At 72.8% G+C, this 20,813-nt stretch carries 16 protein-coding genes and 1 pseudogene; 6 read left to right on the forward strand and 11 right to left on the reverse strand.

What is annotated here, in order from left to right:
* Positions 1 to 361: 361 nt before the first annotated feature.
* Entirely contained in the window at positions 362 to 757 is a 396-nt protein-coding gene (locus N8I84_RS08770; RefSeq protein ID WP_200421299.1) for a DUF1844 domain-containing protein, read from the forward strand.
* Between the two features lie 27 nt (positions 758 to 784).
* Here the strand turns inward: N8I84_RS08770 and N8I84_RS08775 are convergent, their stop codons facing one another.
* A complete protein-coding gene (locus tag N8I84_RS08775) occupies positions 785 to 1,516 on the reverse strand; it encodes an SseB family protein (RefSeq protein WP_263229006.1) in 732 nt (243 codons plus the stop codon).
* Positions 1,517 to 1,667: 151 nt separating this feature from the next.
* Between N8I84_RS08775 and N8I84_RS08780 the strand changes: the two genes are divergently transcribed.
* Positions 1,668 to 2,618, forward strand: coding sequence for a class A beta-lactamase-related serine hydrolase (locus N8I84_RS08780; RefSeq protein WP_263229007.1), 951 nt, complete (start codon positions 1,668 to 1,670; stop codon positions 2,616 to 2,618).
* Positions 2,619 to 2,642: 24 nt separating this feature from the next.
* On the opposite strand, the gene mycP is transcribed toward N8I84_RS08780, so the two are convergent.
* Positions 2,643 to 3,809 (reverse strand): type VII secretion-associated serine protease mycosin, encoded by a 1,167-nt coding sequence (gene mycP / locus N8I84_RS08785; protein ID WP_263229008.1) that lies wholly within the window; start codon positions 3,807 to 3,809, stop codon positions 2,643 to 2,645.
* Entirely contained in the window at positions 3,806 to 4,744 is a 939-nt protein-coding gene (locus N8I84_RS08790) for a hypothetical protein (protein WP_263229009.1), read from the reverse strand. Before N8I84_RS08790 ends, mycP begins: the two co-directional genes overlap by 4 nt.
* 1,081 nt (positions 4,745 to 5,825) lie before the next feature.
* On the opposite strand from N8I84_RS08790, the gene N8I84_RS08795 reads away from it, so the two are divergent.
* On the forward strand, positions 5,826 to 7,028 hold the full coding sequence (locus tag N8I84_RS08795) for an amino acid deaminase/aldolase (protein WP_263229010.1): 1,203 nt from the start codon (positions 5,826 to 5,828) through the stop codon (positions 7,026 to 7,028).
* A 79-nt stretch (positions 7,029 to 7,107) separates the two neighbouring features.
* Here the strand turns inward: N8I84_RS08795 and N8I84_RS08800 are convergent, their stop codons facing one another.
* Genes N8I84_RS08800 through N8I84_RS08810 form a run of 3 tightly spaced genes read right to left on the reverse strand, consistent with a single transcriptional unit; the run spans position 7,108 to position 10,675 of the window.
* Positions 7,108 to 7,905 (reverse strand): 3-oxoacyl-ACP reductase, encoded by a 798-nt coding sequence (locus N8I84_RS08800; RefSeq protein WP_263229011.1) that lies wholly within the window; start codon positions 7,903 to 7,905, stop codon positions 7,108 to 7,110.
* Entirely contained in the window at positions 7,902 to 9,281 is a 1,380-nt protein-coding gene (locus N8I84_RS08805; RefSeq protein ID WP_263234704.1) for an aldehyde dehydrogenase family protein, read from the reverse strand. Before N8I84_RS08805 ends, N8I84_RS08800 begins: the two co-directional genes overlap by 4 nt.
* Before the next feature lie 23 nt (positions 9,282 to 9,304).
* Positions 9,305 to 10,675: a glutamine synthetase family protein gene (locus N8I84_RS08810; protein WP_263229012.1), complete on the reverse strand. Its 1,371-nt coding sequence runs from the start codon at positions 10,673 to 10,675 to the stop codon at positions 9,305 to 9,307.
* A gap of 76 nt (positions 10,676 to 10,751) precedes the next feature.
* On the opposite strand from N8I84_RS08810, the gene N8I84_RS08815 reads away from it, so the two are divergent.
* Together N8I84_RS08815 and N8I84_RS08820 are read left to right on the forward strand one after the other, a co-directional pair.
* Positions 10,752 to 11,498 carry a FadR/GntR family transcriptional regulator gene (locus tag N8I84_RS08815; RefSeq protein WP_263229013.1) on the forward strand — a complete coding sequence of 249 codons (747 nt, stop codon included), beginning with the start codon at positions 10,752 to 10,754 and terminating at the stop codon, positions 11,496 to 11,498.
* A 54-nt stretch (positions 11,499 to 11,552) separates the two neighbouring features.
* Complete coding sequence (locus N8I84_RS08820; protein ID WP_263229014.1) at positions 11,553 to 12,245, forward strand: gamma-glutamyl-gamma-aminobutyrate hydrolase family protein; 693 nt, start codon at positions 11,553 to 11,555, stop codon at positions 12,243 to 12,245.
* Positions 12,246 to 13,096: 851 nt separating this feature from the next.
* On the opposite strand, the pseudogene N8I84_RS08825 reads toward N8I84_RS08820, so the two are convergent.
* Positions 13,097 to 14,030, reverse strand: a pseudogene (locus N8I84_RS08825) (LysR family transcriptional regulator).
* Between the two features lie 70 nt (positions 14,031 to 14,100).
* Between N8I84_RS08825 and N8I84_RS08830 the strand changes: the two are divergent.
* Positions 14,101 to 15,300: a TDT family transporter gene (locus N8I84_RS08830; protein ID WP_263229015.1), complete on the forward strand. Its 1,200-nt coding sequence runs from the start codon at positions 14,101 to 14,103 to the stop codon at positions 15,298 to 15,300.
* Here N8I84_RS08830 and N8I84_RS08835 read toward each other — a convergent pair.
* The 4 genes from N8I84_RS08835 to N8I84_RS08850 all read right to left on the reverse strand — a co-directional run bounded on the left by N8I84_RS08835 (position 15,227) and on the right by N8I84_RS08850 (position 20,722).
* A complete protein-coding gene (locus tag N8I84_RS08835; RefSeq protein ID WP_263229016.1) occupies positions 15,227 to 15,946 on the reverse strand; it encodes a helical backbone metal receptor in 720 nt (239 codons plus the stop codon). The genes N8I84_RS08830 and N8I84_RS08835 overlap by 74 nt on opposite strands.
* A gap of 37 nt (positions 15,947 to 15,983) precedes the next feature.
* Entirely contained in the window at positions 15,984 to 16,559 is a 576-nt protein-coding gene (locus N8I84_RS08840; protein ID WP_103845299.1) for a helix-turn-helix domain-containing protein, read from the reverse strand.
* 466 nt (positions 16,560 to 17,025) lie between these two features.
* Complete coding sequence (locus N8I84_RS08845) at positions 17,026 to 19,641, reverse strand: ABC transporter permease/substrate binding protein (protein WP_263229017.1); 2,616 nt, start codon at positions 19,639 to 19,641, stop codon at positions 17,026 to 17,028.
* Positions 19,634 to 20,722 carry a quaternary amine ABC transporter ATP-binding protein gene (locus N8I84_RS08850; protein WP_263229018.1) on the reverse strand — a complete coding sequence of 363 codons (1,089 nt, stop codon included), beginning with the start codon at positions 20,720 to 20,722 and terminating at the stop codon, positions 19,634 to 19,636. Before N8I84_RS08850 ends, N8I84_RS08845 begins: the two co-directional genes overlap by 8 nt.
* Between the last annotated feature and the right edge of the window lie 91 nt (positions 20,723 to 20,813).

Genomic DNA, 20,813 nt, shown 5'->3' on the forward strand with positions numbered 1-20,813 from the left:
TCGGTAGCACCTACGGCCGCCTGGCGGACGGCCGCGTATATGTCTGGGTTGACATAAGGACCAACCGTCACGGCGCATGAAAAATGCCCCGGACGGTACACAGGCGGGACTCCGAACCTTCCGGAGCACCGCCGCGGTGGACCGCGGGGCGCGATTTCGGGCGACTCCACCGTCCGTACGGAACGGTGGTGGCCGCCTGACCGGTGACCCGCCGCCCCACGGGGCGGCCAGGTGGGAGATCGGAGCCTCCACTTGTGGGCCGGGCAACCAGGTGTCCGGCCGGTCGTCAGTCAAGGCTAGCAGCTTCGGTCGGCCAGGGCTAATTCAGGCGAACGCACGTCCGGCACCTATCGTGTGGTGCATGAGTGACACCTCCCCCTCGGAATCCGAGGCCCCCACGGAATCCCCGGATTCCGCCGCGCAGCCCGACTTCGACGCCATGACCCGCGACATCGCGGAGGTGCCCGCGGTCGAGGTGATCGTGACGGTCGCCGTCAACCTGATGAGCGCCGCCGCCGTGAAGCTCGGTCTCACCGAGGAGGGCGACAAGTACAAGGACCTGGACGAGGCCCGCAAGCTGGTGCATGCCCTCGCCGGGCTGCTCGACGCGAGCGCGACGGAGATCAGCTCCTTCCACGCGGCTCCGCTGCGCGACGGCCTGAAGTCGCTGCAGCTGGCGTTCCGCGAGGCGTCCGTCGTCCCGGACGAGCCGGGCCAGGGCCCGGGCGAGAAGTACACCGGGCCGATCTACGGCTAGCGCCTACCCGCGACCGTACGAAGATCGTCACGAACGCACGAACAAGGGCTCGCCCGGAGGCGTCGCTCCGGCCGGCAGGACTGCCAGGTCGAGGCCGCGCACCAGGCGGGCCCTCAGTGTGTCGTCGGCGGCCATCCGCTCGGCCACGGCGCGTGCGGCCTGGGCCGGGTCCGCCGCCGGGTCCAGGACGAGCGCGAGGATGCCGTCGGCCCGGCCCGGGCCGAGGTAGGCGCGCCGCACGGCGGGCTCGGCGGCCACGGCAGACCGTACGGCGCCGGTGACGGCCGGATCGGCGAGCGGGTCGGTCGTCGTACGGCCCTCGGCGAGGGCGAGCAGCGCGGGGCCGGTCAGTTCGAACGGCACCGGCCCGGACAGGTCCAGCACGATCGTGTCGGCCTTCTCGTGCGCGGCGGCCTGGAGGGCCTGGTGCAGCGGGACGGCGACCGGGCGGGCCGCAGGATCCCAGCGGGCCAGCGCGTAGGTTGAGGTGAAGGCGGGCAGGGCGGTGCGGCCGCCGGCCTTCAGGGTCGGTACGGCCATCTCGCTGGTCTTCTCGCGGCGCAGCCCCTTCTCGTCCTCCTCCACCTCGCCGAGGACCGCGACGACGGGGACGAGGAGCCGTGCGCCCTTCAGCGCCTCGAGAACGGGCCCCACGGCGGTGCGGTCCTCGGCCCAGGCGGCGAGCGCCGCGCTCAGCCGGGGGTCGGCCGAACCGTCGTCGTCGGAGAAGCCGGAGTCGGGAATGTTCTTGTTCGCCACGGTCACCGACCCTATCGGGGGGTCTTCACCGGAGTCGTGCCGCCCCTGAGGCACGGCGGTCACCGCTCTCACCGGTTTCTCAGCGTCTCCTGACACACCTCTCACGCCCGTCCCACGGCGTGCACAGCACGGGTGAAGACCATCGGCGGCCATGGAGTCCTCGAGAGCCCGCCGTCGCCGCCGCGCCCGCGCCCGCCGGCGCCGGTCGTTGTTCTGTACGGCGCTGGCGGCAGCCGTCGTGGCCGGCGGTACGGCGACGGGGACGGTCTACCTGAGGGAGCGGGCGCACGCCGACGCGGACGCCGTATCGTCGGCGTCGTCGGTGACGCCCTCGGCGTCGGCCTCGTCGAGCCAGGAGGCATCGGTGGAACCTGCCGCGGAACCCTCGATGGACCGCGACGCGCTGCTGAAGCGGGCGATGGCGTCGGTGGCCGTCGAGGACACGGCGGACGCGGCCGTGGCGGTCCTCTCGATGGACTCCGGGGAGAGCGCCGCGTACGGCGACGGCACCTTCGACACGGCGAGCATCGTGAAGGTGGACATCCTGGCGGCGCTGCTGCTCCAGGCGCAGGACGCCGGCCGGCACCTGACCGTGCAGGAGAAGGCGTACGCCACGGCGATGATCGAGAACAGCGACAACGCGTCCGCGTCGCAACTGTGGACCGCGATCGGGGGCGCCGACGGCCTGGACAGCGCGAACAAGCGCTTCGGCCTGACGGACACGGTCGGTGGTGAGGGCGCGCTGTGGGGGCTCACGCAGACCACGGCGGCGGACCAGCTGACCCTGCTCCGGCAGGTGTTCGAGGACGACTCGCAGCTGAGCGGGGCCTCGCGGTCCTTCCTGCGGGGGCTCATGGGCGACATCGCCGAGGATCAGCGGTGGGGGGTTTCCGCGGCGGCGGACGGCTCCGCGTGGGCGCTGAAGAACGGATGGCTGGCGCGGAGCACGACCCGGCTGTGGGACGTCAACAGCATCGGACGGGTCACGGCCGGCGGGCGCGACTTCCTGGTGGCGGCGCTGTCCGACGGGAACTCGACGAAGGAGAAGGGCATTTCGGTGGTGGAGGCCGCGGCGCGAGCGGCCGTGGCCGTCTTCGGGTGAGAGCGCCGCGGCACAGCGGGTCGCCTACCCGGCGTTTCTGCGGCTTCTCCACAGCAGTACCGAAGCCACCAGCAGCGCCACGCCCAGGGCGCCCGCCAGGGAACCCGCCCAGCCCGGTGAGTCCGAGGCGGCGCCGGCCGTGTCCGGGCCGGAGCCGAAGTACTCCTTGCCGTACGCCGCCGGGTGCAGGTTGTCCGGTCTGAGGGCGGCCGCCGCCTTGATGGCTGCCGCGGGGTCGATGAAGCCGAAACCGCGGGAGTCGTCCCTGCCGCCGGTGGGGGGGTTGCGGGCCGTCTTCTCCAGGAGCCGCTTGATCTGGGCCGGGCTGAGTCCCGGATGGGCCGCCTTGATGAGCGCCACGGCGCCCGAGACGAAGGCGGACGCAGCGCTCGTGCCCCAGCCCTCGTAGTACTTGCGGTCCGGTTCGGCGATGACGACGTCGACGCCGGGGGCGCTGACCGTGGCGTACCAGCGGCGGGTGGAGAAGGAGGCGCGAGTGCCGTCGCTGTCGACGGCGGTGGCCGCGATGACGCCGGGGTAGGCGGCCGGGTAGGAGGTGTGGTCGCCGTGCTCGCCGCCGTTGCCGGCCGAGGCGACGACGGCCGTGCCCTTCTTCAGCGCGTACTGGATCGCCTCGTCCTCGGCCGCTTCGGGGTGCGCGGAGCTGGAGTCGTCGCCGAGGGAGAGGTTGATGACGTCGGCGCCGTGGTCGGCGGCCCAGCGGATTCCTTCGGCCAGTGCGTTGCCGCGGGTGTTGCGGGCCTTCGTACGGGCCGGGTCGCCGTCCTCGAGGATGACGCGCACGGGGAGGATCTTCGCCTCGGGGGCGACGCCGATGACGCCGTCGGAGTCGTCGATGCCGTGGCCGTGGCCGGCGATGATGCCGGCCATGGCGGTGCCGTGCACGGCCCAGGCGGGGTCGCCGCGCCGGGCGCCGAAGCCGACCAGGTCCTTGGCGGGGAGGACGTTGCCCACCAGGTCGGGGTGGGTGTCGTCGACGCCGGTGTCGAGGAGGGCGACGGTGATGCCCTTGCCCTTGGTCGTCTGCCAGGCCTGCTGGACGTGCAGGGCGTCGAGGGCCCACTCCTGGGCCCGTATGCCGTCGGCGTGGGCGGCGGTGGCGGGCAGCAGGGCGAGGGCGGCGGCGATGAGGGGGGTGAGCAGGCGCGCGCCGGTCGTGCGGGCGCTCATGAGGACTTCTCCGTGGCCGAGGTGAAGGTCTTGCGCAGGGCCGCCTCGATGCGGTCGGCGAGGCCGGCCGCGTCGTTGCCGAGCCCCGCCTGGGCGGGGGCCGTGGTGGCACCCGTCTTCATGGCGTTCTCGGCCGGCTCGGGTTCGGTGACGGTGCGGCCGTCGGCGAAGCCGGAGACGCCGTAGACGACGACGGGGGCGTCCGTGAGGACGGATATCGTCCAGGACGCGCGCTGGGCGTCGCCGAAGCCCGCCGCGACGGTGCCCTCGGCCGCGTACGGGCGGGGCATGAGGTCGGTGCGGCGGTCCAGGCCCTCGTCCTTGAATCGGCTGGCGAGGGCGCCCATGGCGGCGGCGTCGGCCCGGGTGAACAGCAGTCCGACGGTGGTGACCTGACTGCTGGTCGCGTCGGTGTAGGTGGCGCGCAGCAGGCGCAGACACCCGACGGGGGCGAGGGCCTTGCGCAGGAGGGGGTCGAAGGCGTCCGTGCAGCCGGTGTCGGGGGCGACGGCGACACGGGTCCAGATGCGGTCGGCGCCGCCGGGACCGGCGCCCGGGCCGTTGACGGTGGGCGGGAAGAGACGGTCGACGGGGACGCTGTGCCACAGGGTCCCGGCGACGGCGTACGCACCCCGCGCACCGTCCGGTGAGTCGTCACCGGTGAGCCAACTGCCGGTCACGGCACCGCCGATGAGGCCGAGCCCGAGGACGAGGCAGGCGGCGGACGCGGCGACCCGGGGCCGGACGCGGGCGCTCAAGTGCAGCCGCGGCCTGGGGGGTTCGACACCGCGGGTATCGGGCTGGGCGAGGGTCACGAAGGGCCGCGCCGGCTGGACGGGGCGCAGCCGCGCGGTGGTCTCCACGATGCCGGGGGCGTCCGCGGCGGGGGCGGCGCCGACGACCGGGGGCGCGTCGGGGAAGCGTGCGGTGGCCACCGGCGGGGCGGACCCGGGGTCTCGGCGTGCGGGTCGGATCGGACGTCCGCGTGCCGGCGGGACTCGGGGCGGGCCGCGCCGACGGTTCACGGTCACCACCGGATGCGCCCTCGGAGACGCCGGCGGGCCGCTGGGGCACTCCCGCGCCGAGCCGGAACGGCCGCGCGACGGCACCGGTCCCGGCGGACGCATCGACCGCACCGGGACCGGCCGGGGGACGGCCCGCACCGGAACGGGGCGGGTGCCCGGCCGCGGCGGAGTGCCCGGGGGCCTCCGCCGTGTCCGGCCGGCGAGAGCCGCCCTGCGCGGCGGAACGGCCGAAGAAGTCGTCCGCGCCGGGCGGCACCGGGGCCCTGGCGGCGCCGGACCCGGCCGCGGGCCGCGTCCGGGGGCTGCTCGGGGCGGGGCGGGGCGGCGGGAAGGGCGTACGGGCAGGCGGAGTTCGCCGCGGTTCGGCCGGGGCCTGCGGACCGGGCGGGGTGCCGGCGCGGGCGGCTGCCCGGGGCGGGGCGGGATCGTTCCGGCGGAGCCGTCGCGCTGCGTCGGCCGAGGCCGGTCGCCTCCGGGCGCGGAGGTGCCGTTCGACCCCGCGGGCGGGACACCCGGCGGCGTCGACGGGCGCGGCGGTGGCACGGAGGCGTCGGAGCGCGTCGTCGGGCGGGGCGCAGTCGCCGGCTCGTCGGGTGCCGTCGACGGACGGCGCGGGGGCACGGGGTCACCCGGCTGCGTGGCCGGGCGGGGCGGGGTCGAGGGGCGCGGAGGGATGGAGGCGCGGTGCGCTTCCGTGCTCATGCACCCCCCGTTTCGCTGTAGCCGGGCCTCCCGGGACGTCCCGGGTGTTCGACCGCCCAGGCGGACGGCCGGTAGGCGTGGTGCGGACGCCGGCCCGTCCTGGGCAGACATACCCGCGCGCGCGGACGCCCATCCCAGGCGTACGCGCCCGAGCGGAGCAGCCGCTTGCCCACGTGCGCGTCACTCTACGGGTTGATCCGCGTCGAACGGGAACCGGTCCAGGTCACCGGCGGCATCTGCCCGGATCGTCCCCCTACCCTGCGGTAATCGCATCTGGCAGGCTGCGTCCATGACTGCCCGCGCCGCAGACCGGGCCCGCTACGACCGGGCCACCGCTCATCTCGACGCCCCTGTCGCGATCGTGGACCTCGAGGCGTTCGACGCTAACGCCGACGACCTGCTCCGCCGGGCCGGCGGCAAGCCGATCCGGGTCGCCAGCAAGTCCGTACGCTGCCGCGCTCTGCTCGAACGGGTGCTCGCCCGGGAGGGTTTCGCCGGCATCATGTCCTTCACGCTCGCCGAGTCCCTGTGGCTGGCCCGCTCCGGATTCGACGACGTCCTGCTGGCCTACCCCTCGGCCGACCGCCAGGCGTTCGCCGAGCTGACCGGCGACCCCAAGCTCGCCGCCGCCGTCTCGGTGATGATCGACGACCCGGCCCAGCTGCGCCTCATCGACGACGCCCGCCGGGGCGGCACCGAAGAGGTGCGCGTCTGCCTGGAGTTGGACACCTCGCTGAAGCTGCTCGGCGGCCGGGTCCGCGTCGGCGCGCGCCGCTCGCCGCTGCACTCCCCCGAGCAGGTCGCCGAGACGGCCCGCACGGTGGTCCGTACGCCCGGTTTCCGGCTGGTGGGCATCATGGCGTACGAGGGCCACATCGCGGGTGTGGGCGACGCGGTGGCCGGGCGTCCGGTGCGGTCTCGGGCCATCAGGCTGATGCAGGCCACGGCGCGCAGGGAGATCGGCCGACGGCGCGCGGAAGTGGTGCGCGCGGTCCGGGACGTGGCGCCGGACCTGGAGTTCGTCAACGGCGGCGGCACGGGCAGCGTCCAGTACACGGCCGCCGAGGACGCGGTGACCGAGATAGCGGCGGGTTCCGGGCTGTACCAGCCGCGGCTGTTCGACAACTACACCTCGTTCCGCGGCCGTCCGGCCGCCCTGTTCGCCCAGCCGGTGGTGCGCAGGCCGGGCGTCGGGGTGGTGACCGTGCTGGGCGGCGGCTACCCCGCGTCGGGCGCCGCGGGCCCCGACCGGCTGCCCGTGCCGTATCTGCCCGAGGGGCTGAAGTACGACCCGCAGGAGGGACCCGGCGAGGTGCAGACGCCGCTGCTGGGCTCGGCCGCCGACGACCTGCTCATCGGCGACAAGGTGTGGTTCCGGCACGCCAAGGCGGGCGAGCTGTGCGAGCGTTTCGACGCGCTCCACCTGGTCGAGGGCGACCGGGTCACGGCGACCGTGCCGACGTACCGCGGCGAGGGGCACACCTTCCTCTGACGCGACCACCGGCACCGGCCCCGGGCGCCGGTGCCGCCCTGATGCCGCCGTGACCTTGGGACACGGGGGCCGAGGCCCGCTACAGGGGCGTGACGTACGCGCCCGCGATTCCGCCGTCCACCAGGAAGTCGGTGGCGTTCACGAAGGACGAGTCGTCGCTGGCGAGGAACGCGACCGCCGCGGCGATCTCCTCCGCCTCCGCGAACCGTCCGACCGGGATGTGCACCAGACGGCGCGCGGCCCGCTCGGGGTCCTTGGCGAACAGCTCCTGCAGAAGCGGGGTGTTGACCGGTCCGGGGCACAGCGCGTTGACCCGGATGCCCTCCCGCGCGAACTGCACGCCCAGCTCACGGGACATGGCGAGGACGCCGCCCTTGGAGGCCGTGTACGAGATCTGCGAGGTGGCCGCGCCCATCCGGGCCACGAACGAGGCCGTGTTGATGATGGAGCCCTTGCCCTGGCGCCGCATGTAGGGGATGGCGGCCTTGCAACACAGGTAGACGGAGGTCAGGTTGACCTCCTGGACGCGCTTCCAGGCCTCCAGGCCGGTGTCGAGAATGGAGTCGTCGTCGGGCGGGGAGATGCCCGCGTTGTTGAAGGCGACGTCGACGGACCCGTAGGTGTCGTAGGCAGCCTTGAACAGTGCCTCCACCTGCTCGGGGTCGGTGACGTCGACCTTCACGAACAGCCCGCCGACCTCCTCGGCGGCGGCCTTGCCGCGGGTCTCGTCGATGTCGCCGCAGACGACGTGCGCGCCCTCGGCGGCGAGGCGGCGCGCACTGGCGAGACCGATGCCGCTGCCGGCACCGGTGACGACGGCGGTGCGGCCGATCAGGCGGCGGCAGATGTGGTCAGGGGTCTGCGAGGTCGCTGTCACTGTGCGGGGCCCTCCGTGCTGATGAAGACGTTCTTGGTCTCGGTGAAGGCGGTCAGGGCGTCCGGGCCGAGTTCGCGGCCGATCCCCGACTGCTTGAAGCCGCCGAAGGGGGTCCAGTAGCGGACGCTGGAGTGGGAGTTGACGGACAGGTTGCCCGCGCGGACGGCCTGGGAGACGCGCAGCGCGCGGCCGACGTCCCGGGTCCAGATGGAGCCGGAGAGCCCGTACGGCGTGTCGTTGGCGAGCCGGATCGCGTCGACCTCGTCCTCGAAGGGCAGGACGACGGCGACCGGGCCGAAGACCTCCTCGACGGCCACGCGCGCGTGCGGGTCGACGCCGGTGAGGACGGTCGGCGGGTACCAGAAGCCCCGCCCCTCGGGTGCCTTGCCGCGGATCGCTTCGGCGTCCGCGGGGACGTACGAGCGGACGCGCTCCAGCTGGGTCCTGGAGATCAACGGACCCACCTGGGTGTCCTCGTCGGCCGGGTCGCCGACGAGAACGGACTCGACGGCGGGGGCGAGCAGGTCGAGGAAACGGTCGTAGGCGGAGCGCTGGACGAGAATGCGGGTACGGGCGCAGCAGTCCTGGCCGGAGTTGTCGAGGAACGACATGGGGGCGGTGGCCGCGGCGGTCTCGAGGTCGGCGTCGGCGAAGACGATGTTGGGGCTCTTGCCGCCGAGCTCGAGAGTGACGCGCTTGAGCAGGGCCGAACCCTTCGCCAGCACCTGTTTGCCCACGGCCGTCGACCCGGTGAAGACGATCTTCGCCACGCCCGGGTGCTCGACGAGCGCGGCGCCCGCGACGGGACCGTGCCCGGGCAGCACCTGGAACAGTCCTTCGGGCAGGCCCGCCTCCAGGGCCAGTTCGGCCAGGCGCAGGGCGGTGAGCGGGGTCGTCTCGGCGGGCTTGAGGAGCACCGCGTTGCCCGCCGCGAGCGCCGGGGCGGTGCCCCATGCGGCGATCGGCATCGGGAAGTTCCAGGGTGCGATGACGCCCACGACACCGAGCGGTTCGAGGATCGTGACGTCCAGGCCGCCGGGGACGGGGATCTGGCGCCCGGTCAGGCGCTCCACTCCGCCGGCCGCGTAGTCGAGCAGGTCACGGACGTTGCCGGCCTCCCAGCGGGCGTTACCGATCGTGTGTCCCGCCTCGCGGACCTCCAACTCGGCCAGTTCCTCGCGGTGTTCGTCTACTGCACCGGCGAACCGTCGCAGCAGCCGGGCCCGGTCGCCGGGTGGGAGCGCCGCCCACCGGGACTGCGCCCGCGCGGCCCGTACGACGGCGGTGTCCACGTCGGCCGCGGTGGCGGCGGGGACGGTGGCGACGACCTCCTCGGTGGCCGGATTCAGCACCTGCAGATCGAGCTCGTTCGACACGACGTTCGGCACGAAAGAACCCCTCACATGCGTTCGAAGGAGCGGCGCAGCTCCCAGTCGGTCACCGCGGCGTCGAAGGCCGCCAGCTCGACGCGGGCCATGTTGCTGTAGTGCGCAACGACCTCGTCGCCGAAAGCCGCCTTGGCGAGTGCGCTGTTCTCCCAGAGTTCGGCGGCCTCACGCAGTGTGGTGGGCACGTGCGCGTACTCGGCGGTGTAGGCGTTGCCGGGGCACGGCTCGGGCAGCTCCAGTTTCTGCTCGATGCCGTGCAGTCCGGCCGCGACCAGACCGGCGACGGCGAGGTGCGGGTTGACGTCGCCGCCGGGGACCCGGTTCTCGAAGCGCGTCGAGCGTCCGTGGCCGACCACCCTCAGGGCGCAGGTGCGGTTGTCGTACCCCCACGCGACCGCGGTCGGGGCGAACGATCCCGGCTGGAAGCGCTTGTAGGAGTTGATGTTCGGCGCGTACAGCAGCGAGAAGTCGCGCAGGGCCGCCAGCTGTCCGGCGAGGAAGTGCCGCATGACCTCCGACATCCCGCCGGCATCGCCGGGCCCGCCGGCCATGGCGTTGCGGCCGTGCTCGTCGGCGAGCGAGAGGTGGATGTGGCAGGAGTTGCCCTCACGCTCGTTGTACTTCGCCATGAAGGTGACCGAGACGCCTTCCTGGGCGGCGATCTCCTTGGCTCCGGTCTTGTAGATCGCGTGCTGGTCGCAGGTCACCAGGGCGTCGTCGTAGCGGAAGGCGATCTCGTGCTGGCCGGGGTTGCACTCGCCCTTGGCGGACTCGACGGTCATCCCGGCGCCGGCCATCTCGTTGCGGATGCGGCGCAGCAGGGGCTCGATACGGCCCGTGCCGAGTACGGAGTAGTCGATGTTGTACTGGTTGGCCGGGGTCAGGCCCCGGTAGTTCGCGTCCCAGGCCTGCTCGTAGGTGTCCTTGAAGACGATGAACTCCAGCTCGGTGCCGACCTGGGCGGTGTAGCCGAGGGCGGCCAGGCGCTCGAGCTGGCGGCGCAGGATCTGGCGGGGGGCGGCGAGCACGGGTGAGCCGTCGTTCCAGGCGAGGTCGGCGATGACCATGGCCGTGCCCTCGTGCCAGGGCACCCGGCGCAGGGTGCTCAGGTCCGGGTGGAGGGCGAAGTCGCCGTAGCCGCGGTCCCAGGAGGACATGTCGTACCCGTCGACCGTGTTCATCTCGGTGTCGACCGCGAGGAGGTAGTTGCAGCCCTCGGTGCCGTGCTCCAGCACCTCGTCGAGGAAGAAGCGCGCGGCGAACCGCTTGCCCTGGAGGCGCCCTTGCATGTCGGGGAAGGCCAGGACGACAGTGTCGATCTCGCCGCCCGCTACGAGGGCGTGCAGCTCCTCGAGGCCGAGCGGGGATGTGCGGTCTGCCACGGGAGGTCTCCTTCGGGTCCGCCGGAAGTCATAAGGTATTTCCGAGAACCATTGCTTGGGAAGGGGGCACGGCCTGATGTCGCAGGCGGAAGGCGACGGCCTCGCCGCCGGCGTGCGGGACCGGTTGACGCCGGTGCTGCGGCCGGTGCGGGCGGGCAACGGCTTCGAGGAGGCGCTGGAGCAGATCCTCCAGGTGGTCCGCCTGGGGCTGGTGCCGGGCGGCGAGCGGCTGCCCGCAGAGCGGGAGCTGGCGGAGCGGCTGGGGATCAGCCGGGTGACGCTGCGCGAGGTGCTGAAGGTCCTCCAGGACCAGGGTCTCGTCGAGTCGCGGCGCGGGCGCTACGGCGGCACGTTCGTCCTGCCGCGCGTGGACGCGGGCGGCGAGGACGAGCTGCGCCGGCGCATCGAGAGGGTCGACATCGAGGACGTGCTGCGGTTCCGTGAGGTGCTGGAGGTGGGGGCGGCGGGCCTGTGCGCGACGCACGGCCTCACCGACGAGCAGGCGGCACGGCTGCGGGAAGCCCTGGTCCGCACCCAGGACGCGCCGCTGACGGAGTACCGGCGCCTGGACACGCTGCTGCACCTCACACTGGCGGAGCTCGCCGGGTCACCGTCACTGACGGCGCAGTACGCGGCCGTACGGGCCTCGGTGAACGACCTGCTGGACTGCATCCCGCTGCTGGTGCGCAACCTGGAGCACTCGCAGCGGCAGCACGAGGCGCTGGTGGAGGCGGTACTGGACGGGGACGCCGACGGGGCGCGGGAGATCATGCGGGAGCACTGCGCGGGGACGGCGGCGCTGCTGCGGGGCTTCCTGGCCTGAGCACCGCCCTCACAAAGGTAATACCGTTGACCATTGGAGCTCTGGGAGGCCCGTATGACCGGACGGCCGCTGATCGGCGTGAGCACGTATTTGGAGGCCGGGGCGCGCTGGGGCGTCTGGGAGCTGGAGGCGGCGCTGCTGCCGGCGGGTTATCCGCGGCTGGTACAGCGGGCCGGCGGGCTCGCCGCGATGCTCCCGCCGGACGATCCGGCGCAGGCGGCGGCGACGGTGGCCCGGCTGGACGGTGTGGTGATCGCGGGCGGCCCGGATGTGGACCCGGCCCGTTACGGTGCGGAGCGCTCCCCGCGGACCGGGCCGCCCGCGCCAGAACGGGACGCCTGGGAACTGGCGCTGATCGGGGCGGCGCTCGCGTCCGGCACGCCGCTGCTCGGCATCTGCCGCGGGATGCAGCTGCTCAACGTGGCCCTGGGCGGCACACTCGTGCAGCACCTCGACGGTCACGTCGTCCAGGTCGGCGCGTTCGGCGGGCACAGGGTCAAGCCGGTGCCGGGCACGCGCTACGGCGAGGTGGCGCCGGAGTCGGTGTCGGTCCCGACCTACCACCACCAGGCCGTGGACCGCCTCGGGGACGGACTGGTGATCTCGGCGTACGCGGAGGACGGCACACCGGAGGCGGTCGAAGTGCCGGGTGCCGCCTGGGTGCTGGGCGTGCAGTGGCACCCGGAGATGGGCGAGGACGTCCGGGTGATGCGGGCGCTGGTGGAGGCGGCGTCCGCCTGGGTCTAGGCCGCGTCAAGCCCAGGCGCTTGTCTCCCGCGTGAGCCCTGGCCTCCGTCCCGTGTCAGCCCAGGCGCTTGTGGTGCCCCGTCAGCCCTGGCCTCCATGCCGCGTCAGCCCTGGCCTCGTCCCCGCGTCAGCCCGGCTTCCGTCCCGCGTCAGCCCAGGCGCTTGACTCCCCCGTCAGCCCTGACCTCCGTCCCGCGTCAGCCCAGGCGCTTGACTCCCCCGTCAGCCCTGACCTCCATCCCGCGTCAGCCCAGGCGCTTGTCTCCCACGTCAGCCCTGGCCTCCATGCCGCGTCAGCCCTGGCCTCGTCCCCGCGTCAGCCCGGCTTCCGTCCCGTCGGCCCTGGCGCTTGTCTCCCACGTCAGCCCTGGCCTCCGTCCCGCGTCAGCCCAGGCGCTTGACTCCCCGTCAGCCCTGACCTCCATCCCGCGTCAGCCCAGGCGCTTGACTCCCGCGTCAGCCCTGGCCTCCGTCCCGCGTCAGCCCAGGCGCTTGTCTGCCCCGTCAGCCCTGGCCTCCATGCCGCGTCAGCCCCAGCCTCGTCCCCACGTCAGCCCGGCTTCCGTCCCGCGTCAGCCCAGGCGCTTGACTCCCCCGTCAGCCCTGGCCTCCATGCCGCGTCAGCCCCAGCCTCGTCCCCGCGTCAGCCCGGCTTCCGTCCCGTCGGCCCTGGCGCTTGTCTCCCACGTCAGCCCTGGCCTCCGTCCCGCGTCAGCCCAGGCGCTTGACTCCCCCGTCAGCCCTGACCTCCATCCCGCGTCAGCCCTGGCCTCGTCCCCGCGTCAGCCCGGCTTCCGTCCCGCGTCAGCCCAGGCGCTTGACTCCCCGTCAGCCCTGGCCTCCGTCCCGCGTCAGCCCTGCCCTCTATGCCGCGTCAGCCCCAGCAGGTCCCGTCCCGGGCCCGTCGGACGGTGTCCGGTGCGCCATACCGCTCGCAGCGCGCGGTCCAGGCGTACGCCGTCGACCGGGACGCTCACCAGGCGGCGGGCCGAGAGCTCCTCGCCCACGGCGAGTTCGCTGAGGACCGCGGGGCCCGCGCCGCTCACCGCCGAGGCCTTCACCGCGGTGGTGGACGACAGTTCGAGAAGAGGGCGGGCGAGGCCGCCCAGGGCCGCGTCCAGGACCTGACGGGTGCCCGAGCCCTCCTCGCGGAGGATCAGCGGGGTCGAGGCCAGTTCCCCGGCCGTGAGCGGCCTGCGGCGGCGGGCCCACGGGTGCCCCGGCGCCGTCACCACGATGAGCCGGTCACGGGCGACGACCGCCTCGTCCAGGCCCGTCGGTACGGCGAGTCCCTCCACGAAGCCCAGGTCGGCCTCGTCCGCGAGCAGCCGTTCCGCGACCGCCGCCGAGTTCCCGGCCAGCAGCGACACCGCCGTGTCGGGCCGCTGGGCGCGCAGGGCGATCAGCCAGCCGGGCAGCAGGTACTCCGCGATCGTCATGCTCGCGGCCACCCGCAGCCGTGAGTCCCGCCGCCCCGGAGCGCCTGCGCCCCCGCGTCGAACGCCTCCGCCGCCTCCACGATCCGCCGCGCCCAGTCGGTGACCAGCGCCCCCGCGGCGGTCAGCCGGGACCCCGGGGCGAACGGTCCACCAGCGCCACCCCGAGCTGCCGTTCCATCGAGCGGATCCGGCTGCTGGCCGCCGGCTGGGTGATCCCCAGCTCCCGCGCGGCCCGCCCCAGGCTGCCCAGCCGGGCCACCGCGAGCAATAGCTCCAGTGCACCCAGATCCGGTACCCGATGCGCCAGACCCGCCCCCGGAAGCCCCGCCTCAACACCCTCAGCCATAAACACAGCTTATGCCCACATAGAGGCGTGATCCCTGGTGCCGGCCTCTGCCCGGCGGGACCGTGCATCCATGGTCACTGCAGCCCAGCCCCCAGGGTCCTTCTCACGGAGATCCGTCAGGAGCGCCCTCCCCCTGCCCGCCCGCTCCCGACGTGCCCCCGCCGTCCGGTACCTCGGACCGAACTGGTACGCCTCCGTGATGGGCACCGCGATCGTGGCGACCGCCGGCGCCGGTCTGCCCGGGGCCGTGCACGTGGCCGGACTGCGGACCCTCTGCACGGCTGTCTGGGCGCTGGCGTCGGCCCTGCTCGCGGCCCTGCTCGTCGCCCGCACCCTGCACTGGGTCCACCACCGCGACCAGGCCCGCGCCCATCTGCTCGACCCCGCCGTGGCCCCCTTCTACGGCTGCCTGGCCATGGCCCTGCTCGCGGTGGGCGGCGCCACCCTGGCCGTCGGCCGGGACTGGATCGGGGCGGGCCCCGCCATCGCAGTGGACACCGTCCTGTTCACCGCAGGCACTGTCATCGGTCTCGTCGCCGCCGTCGCCGTGCCGTATCTGATGGTCGCCCGGCACCGCATCGAGCCGGACCAGGCGAGCCCCGTGTGGCTGCTGCCCCTGGTCGCTCCCATGGTCTCCGCGGCCCAGGGACCGCTGCTGGTCCCCCACCTGCCCGCCGGCCGGCCCCGCGAGACGCTGCTGCTCGCCTGTCTCGCGCTGTTCGGGCTGAGCCTGCTGGCCACGCTCGTGACCCTGCCGCCGATCCTGACCCGGCTCATCACCTCGGGACCGCTCCCGCTGCCCCTGACACCGACCCTGTTCCTGGTGCTCGGCCCGCTCGGCCAGTCCACCACCGCCGTCGGCACCGCCTCCGACGCCGCCGCCCACGGCGCCGTGCCGGCCCCGTACGCCGAGGGCTTCGCCGTCCTCGCCGTGCTGTACGGCGTCCCGGTCATGGGATTCGCCCTGCTGTGGCTGGCGCTCGCGGCCGCGCTGGTGGCGCGGGCCCTGCGGCAGGGCATGGGCTTCGCCATGACCTGGTGGGCGTTCACGTTCCCGGTCGGCACCTGCGTCACCGGAGCGGAGGCGCTGGCCCGGCGCACGGGGCTCGCCGCCTTCGACGGGCTCGCGGTCGGCCTGTACGCGCTGCTCGTCGCCGCGTGGGCCGTGGCCGCCGTCCGGACCGGCCGGGGCGTCGTCAGCGGCGAGCTGCTCGCAGCGCCTGGGCGAGTACGTGTGGCGCCTCGGTCAACGAGGGCCCGTACCAGGTGAGGTGACGCCCGCTGACCAGCGCGCACGGCAGCCCTTCGAACGCCTCCGGACCGTCGTCGGCGGTGAAGCGGTACGGCTCGTCGGGCAGCACCACCAGGTCGGGGGCGGCGTCCCGCAGCTCCTGAAGGGGAACCTTCGGATAGCGCTCCGGGTGCGTCCCGTACAGGTTGCCGACGCCGAGCCGGGCCAGGACGTCCCCGGCGAAGGTGTCCCGGCCCAGCACCATCCAGGGCCTGCGCCAGACGGGGACGACAGCGGTCCTACGGGCCCCCGGCTCCGGCAGCCGTGACCACGCCGCCTCCGCCTCGTCCAGCCAGCGGGGCCGGGTCGGCGCGCCGCACGCCGCCACCACCCGCTCCAGCTCGCGGAAGGCCTGCGGCACGTTCCGCACCTCGGTGACCAGGACGTTCAGGCCCGCCTCACACAGGGCGGCGAGGTCCGGTTCGCGGTTCTCCTCCTCGTTGGCGAGCACCAGGTCGGGGGCGAGCCCGATGATCCGGTCGACCTTCGGGTTCTTGGTGCCGCCGATCCGGACGACGTCGAGGTCCGCCGGGTGGGTGCACCAGTCGGTGGCGCCGACCAGGACGCCCGGCACGGAGGCGGTGACGGCCTCGGTCAGCGACGGCACCAGTGAGACGACCCGCATCCTGCCTCCTCGGACCCCGGCGGTGACGGCAAGCAGGTCAGCGGCGGCGCGACCGGTCCTCGACCGCCTCGATGTGGTCCGCGACCGCGACCACCACCACGCGGGTGTCCGGGACGGTCGCCCGCCAGCGGTGCCGCACTCCCCCGCTCAGGTACAGCGTGTCCCCTCGCCCGAGCCGGTGCGCCCGGCCCTCCGCCTCTATCTCGACGGCGCCCTCGACGACGTACATCAACTCGTCGTTGCGGTGCTGGAACTCGCGTCCCTCGTCGTGGTCCCCGATGAACTCCATCGCGTGCAGCTGGTGGTGCCCGCGCACCAGCGGGCGCACTCTGGCCTGCCCCGGCGGCACCGCCTCGTCGTCGGCGCGCAGCACGTCCACGCTGCACGCAGGGTCCGCCGCAGCCAGCAGGTCGACGGCGGTGGTGCGCAGGGCGTCGGCGATCCGTTCCAGGGAGGGCCGGCTCGGACGCGCCCGCTCGTTCTCCACCTGGCTCAGGAAAGGCACCGACAGGCCGCTGCGCTCGGCCACGACGGCGAGGGTGAGCTCCAGCGCGCGGCGGCGCCGCCGTACGGCCGCGCCCACCCGAAGGGGCTGCTCTTTGTGGTCGCCCATCGCTCCGGCTCCCTCCCTCGCTCGTCGGTCCACTGCTTCTTCTGAGTTGTCTGCACCCTACGCATGTTCGGCAAACCGTTTCATGCGCCCGTCACATCGGTGTCATATACAAGAGTGGTGAAGGCCAGGGTTCGCGCCACCGGACGAGCGGTCCCGCCTCCCCGCGCACGCCGCGCTCACCTGCCAGAAAAGGGCTGACCAGGAGCGTCTGGCGCCCCGCGCGAGGTGCCGGATGCGTCGTGGACCGGTCAGGGAAGAGAGCCCTACGGTCACGATCGGCGAATTGGGCCGTTGCGGGGTTGACCGGATTTTTTCTCGTACGGCCTCGTACGGCGCTCGTACGGGAGTACGGGAGTACGGGAGTACGGGAGTACGGGAGTACGGAGCCGCCCGGCGCGGTGAGGGCGCCGGGCGGCTCGCGGTCCTGGGAGTGCTCCGGGTGTCCTCCCGGAGCACTACGGGCGGGTCACTGCGGAGTCATCCGCTGCACGATGTCCGGGTGCTGCTGCACCCACGCGGCCACGGCGGCCTCCTCATGGCCCTGGCCGCGGTTCTTGATCTCGCTCTCCAGGCTGCCCAGCTCCGCCTCGCTCATCCTGAAGTTCCTGATCCACTTGGTGAGCTGCGGGTACCGGTCCGGGAACGCCCGGGCGGCGATGGTGCGGATCGTGTTGCCCTCACCGAACAGCTTCTTGTCGTCCGCGAGCTTGGTGAGCCCGTACTGGCTGTACGCCCAGTGCGGCGACCACAGGACGACGGCGACCGGCTTCTTCTGCGCGTAGGCGCGCTTCAACTCGGCGAGCATCGCGGGCGTGGAGCCGTCGACGACCTGGTACTCCTTGTCGAGGCCGTAGCCGGGCAGGACCTTCGTCTTGAGCAGGTTCATCTCCCCGGTGCCGGGCTCGATACCGATGATCTTTCCGTCGAAGGTGCTCGCCTTGCCCTTGAGGTCCTCCAGGGACTTCACGTCCTTGACGTAGGAGGGCACGGCGATCTCCAGGGAGGTCGGCTGGTACCAGGTGCCCAGGTCCGTGAGCCTGTCCTTCGTCTTGTCCCAGTAGTTCTTCTGGGCGTACGGCAGCCAGGCGTCGAAGTTGAGGTCGAGGTCGCCGCTCGCCAGTCCCGTGTAGACGGGGCCGACGTCCATCTGCTTCAGGTCGAGCCGGTAGCCGCGCCGCTGAAGGACGTTCTTCCACAGGTAGGTGACGGCGACGTCCTCGTCCCAGGGGAACCAGGCGACGTTCAGCGGCCGCTCGGCCTCGGCCGGGCTGCCGGCCGCGGACTTCTGCACCGGGGCGAGCTTGTCGACGACGCCCGGGTTCTTCTTCAGCCAGGCCCGCACGGCGTCCTGCTGCCTGCCCTTCCCGGCCTTGTTGATATCCGCTTCCAGGCCGGTGAGCTGCTTCTCGTCCATCTTGAAGTTCTTCAGCCAGGTCCCGACGACCGGGTTGTCCTGGGCGAAGCCCTTGCGGGCGAGCGTGTGCACCGAGTCGCCCTTGCCCCAGGCGCCCTTGGGATCCTTGAGCTTCTTCAGGTCGTAGTCGTTGTACGCCCAGTGCGGCGACCAGAGCGTGACGACGACCGGCTTCTTCTGCCCGTAGGCGCGCTTGAGCTCGGCGAGCATCGCGGGCGTGGAGCTGTCGACGACCTGGTACTCCTTGTCCAGGCCGTACTTCTTGAGGACCGTGCTCTTGAGCAGGCTCATCTCACCGGCGCTGGACTCGATGCCGGTGATCTTCCCGCCGAAGGTGGCGGCCTTGCCCTTGAGGTCCTCCAGCGAGTCGATGCCCTTCATGTAGGAGGGCACGGTCAGCTCCAGCGACGTCGGGCCGTACCAGGAACCCAGGTCGTCGAGCCGGCTGCCGTACTTCTTCCAGTACTGCTGGTGCGTGGTGGGCAGCCAGGAGTCGGTCTCGAAGTCGATGTCGCCCTGCGCGAGCGAGGTGTAGAGCGGACCGGCGTCGAACTGTTTGACGTCGACCTGGAAGCCGCGCTGCTCCAGGACCTCCTTCCACAGGAACGTGGAGGCGACGCCCTCGTCCCAGGGGATGTAGCCGATGGTGATCTTCTTGCCCTGGCCGACGTTCTGCGCGTCGGCGGCGGTGGCGGACTTGCCTCCGCCCGCGAAGACGCCCATGCCGCCGGCGACCAGCGCGAGCACGACCACCCCGATCACGGCCACGGCGGGCCGGGGCCGGTAGGACCAGATCTTCAGACCCCGCGCGGCGCGCAGCCGGGCGGCGGCGCGGCGGCCCAGCGGGGAGACCTGGGTGCCGAGTGCGCTGGTCATGCGGTCCAGGTAGATCGCCAGGATGACGATGGCGACACCGGCCTCGGAGCCGAGGCCCACGTCGAGCTGGCCGATGGCCTCGTTCACGTCGCCGCCGAGGCCGCCGGTGCCGACCATGCCGGCGATGGCCGCCATGGACAGACCCAGCATGATCACCTGGTTGACGCCCGCCATGACGGTCGGCAGGGCGAGCGGCAGCTGGACGCGCAGCAGCGTGTCGCGCGGGGTGGTGCCGAACGCCTCCGCGGCCTCCACCAGCTCCTTGTCGACCTGGCGGATGCCAAGCTCGGTCATGCGGACGCCGGGCGCGAGGGCGAAGATCAGGGTGGCCACGATGCCGGCGGGCGCACCGGTGCCGAAGAACAGGATCGCCGGGATGAGGTAGATCATCGCGGGCAGCGTCTGCATGAAGTCGAGCACCGGCCGCACAAGGCCGCCGACCCGGCTGGAGCGGGCCGCCCAGATGCCGACGGGCACGGACACGACGAGCGCGATGAGCGTCGCCACGAGGACGAGCGACAGGGTCACCATCGCGTCGTCCCACAGTCGCAGGGAGTCGATGAAGGCGAAGCCGGCGAAGGCGAGGACACCGGCGGCCGTGCCGCGCAGCCAGAACGCGATCACGGCGAAGATGCCCGCGAGCAGCAGCGGCTCGGGTGCCTGCAGGACGGCGTTGATGCCGTCGAAGGCGCCCAGGAAGACGGTCTTGCAGAAGTCGAACAGCCACGCCATGTGGTGCAGCAGCCAGTCGACCAGGGAGTTGACCCAGTCGCCGAACGGGATCCTAGGCACGGGCGACCGCCTTCCCGCCGTGGGCGTCGCGCCTGTTGTCGCAGGGGGCGGGGTCGGCGGCCTCGTTGCCCAGGAAGCCCACCAGCCGCTCCCGCGGTACGACACCGATGAGCCGGTTGCCCTCGTCGACCACCCCGACGGGATGGGAGAGCCGGGCGCTGATCGCGCACAACTCGGTGAACGGCGTGTCGGGGGTCGCGGTCTCGCAGCCGCAGCCCGGGTCGTCGCCGGTGACCGTGGTGTCCATGACCGCGCCAGCGGTGAGCACCCGGGAGCGGTCGACGTCCTGGGTGAAGGATGCGACGTAGTCGTCGGCGGGGCGGACCAGGATGTCCTCGGCGGTGCCGATCTGCACGATGCGGCCGTCCCGCATCACGGCGATGCGGTCGCCCAGGCGCATGGCCTCGTTGAGGTCGTGGGTGATGAAGACGATGGTCTTCTTCAGGGTCTGCTGCAGCTGCAGCAGCTGGTCCTGCATGTCGCGGCGGATCAGCGGGTCGAGCGCGCTGAACGACTCGTCCATCAGCAGCAGGTCGGCGTCCGTGGCGAGCGCCCGGGCCAGGCCCACGCGCTGCTGCATGCCGCCGGACAGCTCGTCGGGCCACGACTTCTCCCAGCCGGCCAGGCCGCACAGGGCGAGCGCCTCGTCGGCGCGCTTCAGGCGCTCGGCGCGGGGCACGCCCTGCACTTCCAGGCCGTACGCGGCGTTCTCGCGGACGCTGCGGTGCGGGAAGAGCGCGAAGTGCTGGAAGACCATGCTGATCTTCCGTGCGCGGACCTCGCGCAGCTCACGGGGGCCGAGGGCGGTGAGGTCCTGGCCGTCGAAACGGACGTGTCCGGCGGTCGGCTCGAGCAGGCCGTTGAGCATGCGCAGCAGCGTGGACTTGCCGGATCCGGACAGGCCCATGACGACGAAGATCTGGCCCGGCTCCACCGTGAAGGACGCGTCGATCACAGCCGCGGTGGTCCCGTCGGCGCGTAGTTCCTCACGGTCGGCCCCCTGCCGGAGCCGTTCCACCGCCCGATCCGGTCGTCTGCCGAACACCTTGTACAGGTGCTCGGTCTCAAGCCTGGAAGACACAGGTACCTCTCGTCTCGAAGCCTCCGAGCCGCTGCAAACGTTGAAACTGCAACCGGCATCGCTTCGAGGCGCCCCTGCCCCCGGTCGTCAA

The sequence above is a fragment of the Streptomyces cynarae genome (assembly GCF_025642135.1).
Lineage (GTDB): Bacteria > Actinomycetota > Actinomycetes > Streptomycetales > Streptomycetaceae > Streptomyces > Streptomyces cynarae.